9 protein-coding genes are annotated in these 10,256 nt (G+C 57.8%); 5 read left to right on the top strand and 4 right to left on the bottom strand.

The window, feature by feature from the left end:
- Nucleotides 1–79: 79 nt before the first annotated feature.
- Entirely contained in the window at nt 80–886 is an 807-nt protein-coding gene (locus tag ACTHV6_RS11255; protein ID WP_441387668.1) for an enoyl-CoA hydratase-related protein, read from the bottom strand.
- On the bottom strand, nt 879–1,712 hold the full coding sequence (locus ACTHV6_RS11250; protein ID WP_441387669.1) for a 3-hydroxyacyl-CoA dehydrogenase family protein: 834 nt from the start codon (nt 1,710–1,712) through the stop codon (nt 879–881). Before ACTHV6_RS11250 ends, ACTHV6_RS11255 begins: the two co-directional genes overlap by 8 nt.
- A 187-nt stretch (nt 1,713–1,899) precedes the next feature.
- On the opposite strand from ACTHV6_RS11250, the gene ACTHV6_RS11245 reads away from it, so the two are divergent.
- The 3 genes from ACTHV6_RS11245 to ACTHV6_RS11235 are packed head-to-tail and all read left to right on the top strand — an operon-like array spanning nt 1,900 to nt 5,155.
- The gene (locus ACTHV6_RS11245) at nt 1,900–3,111 is read left to right on the top strand and encodes an acetyl-CoA C-acyltransferase (protein ID WP_441387667.1); all 1,212 of its coding nucleotides are present in this window, start codon (nt 1,900–1,902) and stop codon (nt 3,109–3,111) included.
- Nucleotides 3,112–3,133: 22 nt separating this feature from the next.
- Nucleotides 3,134–4,333: an acyl-CoA dehydrogenase family protein gene (locus ACTHV6_RS11240; protein ID WP_441387665.1), complete on the top strand. Its 1,200-nt coding sequence runs from the start codon at nt 3,134–3,136 to the stop codon at nt 4,331–4,333.
- A 12-nt stretch (nt 4,334–4,345) separates the two neighbouring features.
- Nucleotides 4,346–5,155: an SDR family oxidoreductase gene (locus tag ACTHV6_RS11235; protein WP_441387664.1), complete on the top strand. Its 810-nt coding sequence runs from the start codon at nt 4,346–4,348 to the stop codon at nt 5,153–5,155.
- Nucleotides 5,156–5,266: 111 nt separating this feature from the next.
- Here the strand turns inward: ACTHV6_RS11235 and ACTHV6_RS11230 are convergent, their stop codons facing one another.
- Together ACTHV6_RS11230 and ACTHV6_RS11225 are read right to left on the bottom strand one after the other, a co-directional pair.
- The gene (locus ACTHV6_RS11230; RefSeq protein WP_441387663.1) at nt 5,267–6,490 is read right to left on the bottom strand and encodes an acyl-CoA dehydrogenase family protein; all 1,224 of its coding nucleotides are present in this window, start codon (nt 6,488–6,490) and stop codon (nt 5,267–5,269) included.
- A 45-nt stretch (nt 6,491–6,535) separates the two neighbouring features.
- Nucleotides 6,536–7,621 (bottom strand): phosphotransferase family protein, encoded by a 1,086-nt coding sequence (locus tag ACTHV6_RS11225; protein WP_441387661.1) that lies wholly within the window; start codon nt 7,619–7,621, stop codon nt 6,536–6,538.
- A gap of 129 nt (nt 7,622–7,750) precedes the next feature.
- Between ACTHV6_RS11225 and ACTHV6_RS11220 the strand changes: the two genes are divergently transcribed.
- On the top strand, nt 7,751–9,415 hold the full coding sequence (locus ACTHV6_RS11220; RefSeq protein ID WP_441387660.1) for a class I adenylate-forming enzyme family protein: 1,665 nt from the start codon (nt 7,751–7,753) through the stop codon (nt 9,413–9,415).
- Nucleotides 9,412–10,161 carry an enoyl-CoA hydratase/isomerase family protein gene (locus ACTHV6_RS11215; RefSeq protein WP_441387658.1) on the top strand — a complete coding sequence of 250 codons (750 nt, stop codon included), beginning with the start codon at nt 9,412–9,414 and terminating at the stop codon, nt 10,159–10,161. The genes ACTHV6_RS11220 and ACTHV6_RS11215 overlap by 4 nt, the downstream gene beginning before the upstream one ends.
- The last annotated feature ends 95 nt before the right edge of the window (nt 10,162–10,256 follow it).

The raw sequence follows: 10,256 nt of genomic DNA, 5'->3' as shown, positions 1-10,256 counted from the left end.
CCGCCACCATGCCCAAGGGGCCGGATTCGTATGTCCATCAGCTGCGGAACTCCGGTCCGTGCGGACGGGTCCTTCTCAGTCACAGGCCGGCCCATACGGGCTCACGCTTCTCGGAAAACGCCTCGGTGCCTTCGCGCGCATCGTTGCTCGCCATAATGCGTCCAAAGACCTTCTCGTTCCGTTGCCACCGAGTCGTTTCATCGCTTTCAACTCCCTCGTTTAGTTCCAAAGCGACTTCCTTCGTGGCGCGAACCGCCAGCGGCGCTCCGTTGGCAATCGCTTCAGCGACTGAGTATGCTTCACGGTGGGCGGAGCCTGGGTCAGTGAGACGACTGACAAGCCCGAGGCTGTAGGCTCGACCAGCACTCAGGGTCTCGCGAGTAAGCATCATGTCCATGGCCACTTTTCGAGGCAACTGGCGGGGGAGCCGTACCGCACCCCCCGCTCCGGGCATCAGCCCGACTCGAACTTCGGGCAGCCCGAAGGACGCTTCAGAGGATGCGACCACAATGTCTGCGGCCAAAACGATTTCGAAACCACCCCCCAGGGCCTGACCCTCAACTGCCGCAATCACCGGTACTGATGGAGTGCGTGCCGTACTGCCTGCGAGTCCCCAGGATGCTAGCGGACCGGTCGAAGCGTAGAGGTCCACTCCCTGAGCGGTCTCTTTGAGATCGGCTCCGGCGCAAAAGCTGGTCGATGTTGACGAGGTGATCACCATGGCCCGAACGGCAGGGTCAGTGTCGGCTCGTTGCATTGTCTCAGCGATCGCATCAGACATTGCACGGTTGATGGCATTCCGAGCACGCGGGCGGTTCAAGGTGATCAAAATGATCCCCTCAGCCTGTTCGATCAGGACATCGTCGTTGGTCGTTTCTTCAGTCATTTTCCTCTCCGTCCTGGTATGTGTAGAAGCCCTCGTCAGTCTTTCGACCGAGTGCACCCGCTGAGACCATACGTCGCAGCAGTTGAGGCGAGCGATAGGAAGGGTCTTTAGTTGTCTGATAAACACTTTCACCAGCGTTGTAAGCTACGTCGACACCGGTGAGGTCTGCCGTCTCTAGGGGCCCCATTGAATGCCCAAACCCCAAGCGGCAAGCACGGTCGACGTCTTCGGCGGTGGCGAGTCCAGACTCAACGATGAGTGCGCTTTCCCGAACCAGGATGGCCATGATACGAGAGGTCACAAACCCTGCGTCGTCGCGGGTCACGGTGATGGTTTCCTTTCCCAGTGCATTCGCCAGATTCTGCGCCTTGGCCAAAGTACTATCGGTCGTCCGATAGCCGCGAACGATTTCGCACAGTGCCATAGCCGGCACGGGGGAGAAGAAGTGCATGCCGATGATCTGGGTGGGGCGTAAAGATGTAGCCGCGATATCAGTTACCGGCAAGGCGCTGGTGTTGGTGGCGAGCAGGCTGTCTTCATCGGCGACCTCGGCGAGTTGGCGAAATATTCCCTGTTTGACTTCCAGCTTCTCGACAACCGCCTCAATCACAGAAGCGGCTTGGCCGACCTCCTCAATGGAGTGTGCGATACTCACGCGCTCCAACGCCCTATCCGCTTCGTCCTGAGTAAGCTTTCCGCGCTCGACACGGGCAACCAAACGGTTTCGAATGCTGGAATGCCCCTTTTCGGCTGCCCCATCGTCAACATCGAAGAGGGCAACGTCGAATCCGTTCGCCGCGGCCACCTGTGCGATTCCGGAACCCATCAGTCCCGCTCCGACGATCCCTAACGTTCCCGAAAACGGAAGTTGTTGTGCTCCTGCTTCACGAAAGTGAGTAGACATTCAGGCCCTTTCGGCATGCCTCGTTGTTGACTGAAATAAGGGTCGCACCTTATTATGCTAGAAGTCAAGCAACCTGCTTGAGTATGTTGGCACCATGAAGGGGACCTCCGTGGCATTCGAATCGAACGACGCACTGATCGTCACGACACTTCGCTCACCAATCAGCCGCGCTCGGAAAGGCAGTTTAACCTCAGTACGCCCGGACGATTTGTTACATCAAGTGCTATCGAACGTGCTCGCCACAGTGCCCACTGACGCGGCCCACGAAATTGAAGATCTCATTGTCGGATGCGCAGAGCCACACGATGAGCATGGTGCCAACATCGCCCGCAGTGTGGCGGTCCTGATGGGTCGTGACGATGTGCCCGGCACGACAGTTAATCGCTTTTGCGCCTCGTCGATTCAAGCCACCCGCAATGCGTTCCACGGCATCCGTGCGGGGGAGGGTGACACCTACCTGATCGGTGGGGTCGAGTGTGTGTCGCGTTATCAGGTGCCGTCCACCGTGACGAATCATCCTCTGTACCGGGAGGCCGCCGAAAGGGCGATGGATAAGGTGAAATCACGGTCTTGGAGCGACCCCCGCGAAGACGGTCACATGCCAAATTATCATCTTCCCATGGGCCTGACAGCAGAGCTGGTGGCGCAAAAGACCAACACTACTCGTGAAGAGCAGGACCGTTATGCTGCGCAGTCGCAACAACGCGCAGCGGTGGCGCAGGCGGATGGATTCATGGCCAAAGAAATCACTCCGATCACGACCCCCGATGGTCAGGTTGTCAAGGAAGACGACGGCCTGCGTCCTAATACCACGGCGGAGAATCTGGCGGAATTGCCCCCCGCTTTCGTAGAGGATGGCACCGTGACGGCGGGAAACGCTTGTCCGCTCAACGACGGCGCGGCCGGTGCGCTGGTGATGTCCGGACGCAAAGTCGATGAGCTGGGAATCCAGCCGCGCGCGCGGATTGTAGCCAGCGCCGTAACGGCATTGACGCCAGAACTTATGGGGTTGGGGCCTATCAAAGCCTCCCGCAGGGCCATGAAGCGGGCAGGCCTCACAGCAGAAGATCTGGATGCGGTGGAGCTTAACGAGGCATTTGCCGCCCAGGTGGTCCCCACGATCCTTGAGTTGGGTCTGAAGGAAGAGATCGTGAACCCTCACGGTGGCGCCATCGCGCTCGGGCACCCCTTCGGAGCAACCGGCGTGCGGATGCTCGGTACTTTGATTAACGATCTTGACGCAGTGGCTGGCCGGTTTGGTCTCGCCACGCTTTGTGTAGGTGGCGGTCAGGGCATGGCTGTGGTTATTGAACGGCTGTAGGTAACTAAGTTTGGAGAAGCAGATGACGACACAACACAATCCTGTTGAGTTTCAGCCGTTGGGGGCCGACTACCTCGGGTACGCGGAAGGGCTGACCGAAGAGGAGAAGTCGTCGCTGATGGCGATTCGTGACGTCATGGAGACGCACGTACGACCGATAGCAAACGACTACTGGGACCGAGCCGAGTTTCCCCACCACGTCGTGCCCGAGATCGGACGGCTCGGGATTATGGGAGATCCGTACCCGGAGACGGCCCGATTCGAAAACTCTGCGGTCTACCGCGGATTCTCTGTACTAGAGCTGGGCAGGGTTAGTGCGGGGATCACCACACTCGTAGGGGTCAGCTCAGGGCTGTGCATGGGGGCGATACAGATGCTGGGTTCCGAAGAGCAGAAAAGGCAATGGCTTGGCCCACTGGCGCGTGCCGAAAAGGTCGGTGCCTTCGGACTTACAGAGCCGCAGTCTGGTTCCGACGCGGCCCGTGGCTTGCTAACCGTCGCCCAGCGCACGGATTCCGGATGGGTGATCAACGGCGAGAAGCGCTGGATCGGAAACGCCACCTGGGGCGACGTCGTGGTCATCAACGCACGCGATGACTCCGACGGAAAGGTCAAAGCCTTCATCGTACCAACGGACACTCCGGGCTATGCGGCCACAAAGATAGAAAACAAATACAGTCAACGCGACGTACAGAACGCAGATATCGTCATGACGGATATGGAACTACCCGCGAAAGCGCACTTACCCGGTTCCAACGGATTCGCGGATATCGCAAAGGTGCTAACTCGCACACGGATCGATGTTGCCTGGGGTGCTCTGGGGACAGCTGTTGGTGCTTACGAGGCCGCACTGGACTATGCAAAGAAACGTGAGCAGTTTGGGCGCCCAATCGCCAGTTTCCAGCTGATTCAGAACCTTTTGGTGAAATCCCTTCGCGAAATCAACGCCTGCCTCGGCATGTGCGTCCAGGTCTCCCGAAGCGCTGACCGAATCGGTCACCACGAGCAGAAATCTGCTCTGGCTAAGGCCCACGTGACAGCCAGCGCTCGTCAAGTTGTGGCCTGGTGTCGAGAGATTTTCGGAGGCAACGGGATCGATCTTGATTACAACATCATCCGGTACTTCAATGATCTGGAGGCACAGTACTCCTTTGAAGGGACGTTACAGATGAATACCCTGATTGTTGGTCGGGACATAACTGGGCACTCGGCGTTCGTTTAAGGAGGCAGTGCGATGGATAAATCCGGCAACGAAGGCAGACACCGCATGGCTTCACAAGCCATCGGCCTCGACACGGGCAATGGGCGATTTTCGGGGCGACTCGCTTTGGTCACCGGCGCCAGTAAGGGCATAGGATTTGCGATCTCACAGCGCCTGGTGAAGGAAGGCGCCACCGTGGTAATGACTGCCCGGAGCGAAGACACGTTGAAAGAGGCCGCTAAAGCAGTGGGGACACAAGCGGTGCCCGTGGTGGGCAGCATCGATGATGAAGGTCACCGTGAGGAGGTCAGAGCCACCTTATCTCGCCTCGGCCCGCTGGATCACCTCGTGAACAACGTGGGTGTGAACCCTGTTTACGGCAACATGATGGATCTGGAAAACAGCGCGTCACGAAAAATTCTGAACACAAACGTTCTCGGGGTCTTTGAGATGACGCGGATGGCAGTGCGGGCCGGCCTTCGACAGACAAGAGGATCAATCGTGAACATCTCGTCGCTTGCTGGAGTGACTGCTAGCCACGGTATCGGCATGTATGGGGTGTCGAAGGCCGCCGTTGTCGGGCTCACTCAGCAATTAGCTGCCGAACTCGCACCGGAAGTACGGGTAAACGCGGTCGCCCCGGCGGCGGTCAAGACTGATTTTGCCCGGGCAATTTATGAAGGACGGGAAGCGGAATTGTCAGCTAAGTATCCACTGGCACGCCTCGGTGAACCGCAAGATGTTTCTGGGCCGGTGATTTTCTTACTCTCTGACGACGCGGCCTGGATTACCGGTCAGCGCATTCTCATCGACGGCGGAGCAACACTGGTCGCTGCCGGATAAGTACGTCCAGCTCACACAATTCCCTTGACTTGGTGCCATTAGGACAGGCCTAGGTGAAGCAAGCGATTGACGGTGGGGCCGCTCTTCGAGGGTGGCGTCCGTAGCTGATTCTCACTCGGGCCTATAGCGGTTTAGCAGAGACCGGCCCAGTGATGTTAGGTGGGTCTCATCGGGACCGTCTGCGAGGCGCAGGCCGCGTGCGGCGGCAAACAGCGCAGCCAGCGGGGTGTCCTGGCTGAGTCCCGCTGCACCGAAGAGCTGGATCACGTCATCCAGGATCTTCTGTACGGCACAGGGCACGGCGATCTTGATTGCTTGTATCCGCTGGTGGGCAGCCCGATTACCGAAGCTGTCCATAGTTGTGGCAGTATCCAAGACCAGCAGGCGTGACTGGTCCAGCGCGATGCGCGCGCTGGCGACCATGTGGCGCACCGTGTCTTTCTCTGCCAAGGTCGATCCGAACGCAGCGCGGTCCCACGCCCGTTCTAAAGCCAGCTGCAGTGCGCGCTCGCCCATCCCTATCAGGCGCATACAGTGATGGACCCGTCCGGGCCCGAGGCGGGCCTGGGCGATGGTGAACCCTTCACCCAACCCGTGGATCACGTTCTCGTTAGGCACCTCGACGTCCTCGAAGATGATTTCCGCGTGGCCTCCATGTTCCCGGTCGTCAAAACCGAGCACATTCATTGGTCGGTTTACAGTCACCCCCGGCGTGTCACGAGGTACTATTAGCATGCTCTGTTGCCGATGTGGGTCAGCGTTGGGGTCGGATCTTCCCATCACAATCAATAATTCCGTCTCCGGGTTGAGCCCCCCGCTGATGAACCATTTACGGCCAGTGATTTTCATTGTCTCGCCATTTGAAGTGATGCTTGTCTCAACATTCCGGGCATCCGAGGAGGCGATGTTCGGTTCGGTCATGCAGAATGCCGATCGAATGGTTCCCTCGACGAGGGGTTTGAGCCACCGCTGCTGTTGTTCTTCGGTGCCAAATTCGGCGAGCAAGTCCATATTCCCTGAATCTGGGGCGGCGCAGTTCATGGCCGCCGGTGCTAAGTGTGGGCTCCAACCGGTGGCCTCTGCGATCGGCGCGTACTCGGCGTTAGAGAGGCCCTGCCCCCATGGTTCTTTCAGAAACAGTCTACTCAGACCAAGCTCTTCTGCTCGTTGCATCAGGTCGAACACCGCTGGAGGCCGGCGCCAATAGTCTGGCTCACTATCGGAAGGGTGCCGATCTAGCTGTTCTCGGTAATGGGGTTCTGTTGGGATGACATCCTCGTGGACGAATCCCCTTGCCTTAGCCAGCAGCGTTGAGGGTGCAGTGCTCATACTCATCTATGGCTCCTAGTCTTCTTTCATAGCGTCAACAGTAGGGCTTCTTCACGTCTCAAGGTAGGCGAGGCCGGTAGCAGCGACCGATTCGGTCATAGTTCCAGCATTGGCTGCTTCGTCGGAGGATGCTTTCCCGAGGGTGTATCGGTAGTAAAGGCTCTCTACGATGACGGAAATCTTGAAGGCAGCAAGGGCTAGATACCAATTAAGGTCCTGACGCGGAACCGAGACGCCGTTCTCGTCAAGACGAGCGAAGTACCAGTCGAAGAGCTTTTCGGTCTGCGGATATCCATTATTAGTGTCCACCGGCGTCTCAAAGTTTCGCCGAGTTTCTTCGCTGATCTGTGGCATGGCCCAGTAAATCGCCAATGTTGCAATATCGGTGAGCGGATCCCCCAGTGTGGCCATCTCCCAGTCCAGAATCGCGGTAATATGGGGGGGGTTAACGTCGTCGGTGGCGGTGACCATGGTGTTATTGAACTTGTAATCGCCGTGCACCAACGATGAGGCGCCCTTCGAGGAGAGTCTCGTAGCAGCGAGGTCACGCGCCAACCGGTCGGTCATTTCGACAGGTCGGCTGCGGGACGCGTTGAGCTGTTTAGTCCAGCGCCGCACTTGTCTGTCACGGAATCCCTCGGGGCGGCCTAGAGAGCTCAGTGGTTCGGTTGTGATGTCTACTGAGTGCAGATCTGCCAGCCGGATGGTCAGCTCGCGGCTGAGAGCGTGCCGGTCATACCACGACAGACCTGAGGACGCTTTTGCGTTTGTTAGTGCGAAGCCCTCGGCTTTGCTCATCACGAGGAACGGGGCGTCTAGCCCTGAATTGTAGTCCACCTGTGGTACGCACAAGATGGGCTCAGGCGTGGGCACGGACGTGTGTTGTAGTCCTCGCAAGACCTGAAATTCTCGGGCCATGTCGTGTGCGGTCTCCATGATGTGACCGGTAGGAGGGCGACGGAGGACTAGGTTTCCAGTTACTGAGGGATAGGTCAGCGTGATGTTTGACTGACCTCCAGTGAGCGCCTCGATGGGCCCGATAGGGGCGGCGTCGGGGTGGTTCTTGCGGCACCACGCGGCATATTCTTCAACATTGATCGCCGTTGTCGGCGCCTCCGTCGAAGTGCTTTTGTGCATCGTATGCTCCGTTCACTGGGGTTTTGGGCCGGGTGCGTGTGAAAGTCTCCTGCCACGCAAATCTACTAGGCGTCTAGCAACTTTTCTAGTATTGTGATCTGTGCAACGATCGCAAACTGGAGGCGAACGATGATGGGTAAACGACAAGGCGAGCACCAAGGTGTATTCCAACCAAGGTTCTCCACAGTGTTAGATGGCTTGGAAGCGCATATCAGTCGATCTTCCGACAAAGTGGCGCTGACTGTTTTTGAAACCGATTACACTTTTCGAGAGGTCGGCGACCACGCTTCGGCTATAAGCGCATGGCTGACACAACGCGGCGTCAAACATGGTGACCGTGTCTTGATTCAATTGCAGAACGTTCCACAGTTCGCTTTCGCAGCGATCGGAACGTGGCGGTTGGGGGCCACCGTGGTTCCAGTCAACCCAATGTACCGCGCCAGAGAAATCCATCGGATCGCCTCGGATTCCGGCGCGAAAGTATGGGTCACTACCCCCAGTATCTGGGCCGGACAGGGGGCTACTACAGTTCCTGAAACCAACCTAGAGCACGTAGTACTAACAGAAGTTGAAGAGTTCGCTGCGGGGGTCCCCGAGGAGTTTTGTGGTGCGGACTCAGCCGGTGAGACGCCCAATGCGCTGCCGGTGACTCGCCTAGCCGACATTGTTGGAAACAAATCCCGGGAGGCGACACTAAGCGAGCCTGCAACTGTGGACGACTCCGACGTGGCATTGCTGACTTACACTTCTGGCACTACAGGGCCCCCGAAAGGTGCGCGTACGACACATGGGAATCTTGCCTATGTGGGTGCCGGGTATCCGGCATTCAATGGAGTCAGAGGTCCGGACCACGTCGTGCTGGCTACTGCGCCGCTGGTGCATATTACTGGACTTGCCATGCACCTTGCCTCGTGGCTGATGGAAGGAAGCCAAATCGTCTTGGCCTACAGATTCCATCCCAGGGTGCATCTTGATCAGTTGGAGAAAACAGAAGCAACCTGGACGACGGGAACAGCCACAGCTTACACCGCACTGATCCAGGAAATGCTGAAGAAACCTCGCAACGTTTCCTCGCTGCAGTTTGTAGGGTGTGGTGGATCTGCGGTGCCCACTGATTTCGCTCGGCGTTTTAAGGATGTTTTTGGCCTGGAGGTGGGTCCTGGCTACGGTTTGACGGAAACTACTGGAGCGCACGTGTCAACCCCGCCCGGGGAAATTCGCATCGACGAGGAGAGCGGCATTATTTCGGTCGGTGTGCCAGTCTTTGACGGAGAAGTGCGAATCATCGGGAATGACGGCACTGATCTTGGTACGCGCGAGCGTGGCGAGATCCTGGCATCAGGGCCGAATGTCGTCGACGGCTTCTGGGACCGGGAACATGAGACAACAGCGCAATTTCTAGATGGTTGGGTGAAAACTGGCGACGTCGGATTTGTCGATGAAGATGGTTGGCTCTATATCGTGGACAGAACGAAGAACTTGATTGTCGCCTCCGGCTTCAAGATCTGGCCGCGGGAAGTTGAAGATGTTCTGTACTCCCACCCAGGTGTACAAGAGGTGGCCGTTGTTGGTGCCCCTGACGAGTATCGCGGCGAAACTGTTGTCGCTTTTATTTCCGCATCGACCACAACATCAGAGGCTTTCCGGGACGAACTGAAGGCATTGTGCCGCGAACAACTGGCCGCCTACAAAATCCCAGGCCGGATTGTGTTCCGCGACGAGCTGCCCAAGAATTTTAACGGCAAAATCCGGGTACGCGACCTGCGCAAGGAAGCTGCGGAGGTGGACCAGTGACACAGTTGAAGGTAGAAGTCGGATACGTCGCAGTTGTGAGCCTTGCGTCTCCGGAGGAAAGCAACGCATTGGACGACCAGACCACAGCAGAGTTTGCTGGACAGCTGAAGGCGCTGGCGGCGAACGATGATGTCGCGGCGGTGATCCTGCGTAATGACGGTGGTATTTTCTCGTCGGGGGGTCGGCTCGACATGGTTGAGGCCATGCGGGTGGAAGTCGGCACCGATGAGGGGCGTTCGGTCGTCTGCCGTCGGTTGCGGCGCAACGTGGGGGTGATAGAGCAACTTATGAGTTTTCCAAAGCCGGTTATTGCTGCCCTAAACGGTCCCTGCGTTGGCGCGGCATTGGGCTGGGCCGGTGCCTGCCACATTCGATTGGCGTCGGATCGCAGCAGTTTCAATACCGCATACGTCAATTTAGGCATCGGCACCGATTTTGGAGTCTCCTGGATACTGTCGCGGTTGATCGGTCCTGGGCGAGCCGAAGACTGGTTGCTGCGCCCGCGTAAGATCAGCGCCCACGAGGCGCTGGAGGTCGGCTTTGTTGGTTCGGTGAGTTCTGAAGGCGAGCTCAATCGAGATGCGCGGCAGGTTGCCGAGCATCTTGCTCAGGTTGAGCCAAAAGTGTTGAGCGGAATCCGGCAAGGAGTTGAAGATGGCCGCCAGTTGACGCTAAGTCGCGCACTGGACAATGAAACCGAGCGATTTATTGAGTCCCTACGCTTCTCCGTTATGCGCCACCAGTGACTTGACTATTTACTGTGAAGTCTCGGGACATCGTGGATGCTTCTGTCTCATATGATCGTGGACAGTTGGTCTCATGACATCGTGGGCACTTCGGT

This window comes from Ancrocorticia sp., from assembly GCF_052089425.1.
GTDB lineage: Bacteria > Actinomycetota > Actinomycetes > Actinomycetales > Actinomycetaceae > Ancrocorticia.
The sequence above is the reverse complement of the archived record's forward strand: the minus strand, read 5'-3'. Positions and strand labels throughout refer to the sequence as shown.

What these genes read in the sequence shown, in the direction of transcription:
- ACTHV6_RS11255 (WP_441387668.1), bottom strand. Translation starts at nt 886, where the DNA reads ATGACTGAAGAAACGACCAACGACGATGTCCTGATCGAACAGGCTGAG.
- ACTHV6_RS11250 (WP_441387669.1), bottom strand. Translation starts at nt 1,712, where the DNA reads ATGGGTTCCGGAATCGCACAGGTGGCCGCGGCGAACGGATTCGACGTT.
- ACTHV6_RS11240 (WP_441387665.1), top strand. Translation starts at nt 3,134, where the DNA reads ATGACGACACAACACAATCCTGTTGAGTTTCAGCCGTTGGGGGCCGAC.
- ACTHV6_RS11235 (WP_441387664.1), top strand. Translation starts at nt 4,346, where the DNA reads ATGGATAAATCCGGCAACGAAGGCAGACACCGCATGGCTTCACAAGCC.
- ACTHV6_RS11230 (WP_441387663.1), bottom strand. Translation starts at nt 6,490, where the DNA reads ATGAGTATGAGCACTGCACCCTCAACGCTGCTGGCTAAGGCAAGGGGA.
- ACTHV6_RS11225 (WP_441387661.1), bottom strand. Translation starts at nt 7,621, where the DNA reads ATGCACAAAAGCACTTCGACGGAGGCGCCGACAACGGCGATCAATGTT.
- ACTHV6_RS11220 (WP_441387660.1), top strand. Translation starts at nt 7,751, where the DNA reads ATGATGGGTAAACGACAAGGCGAGCACCAAGGTGTATTCCAACCAAGG.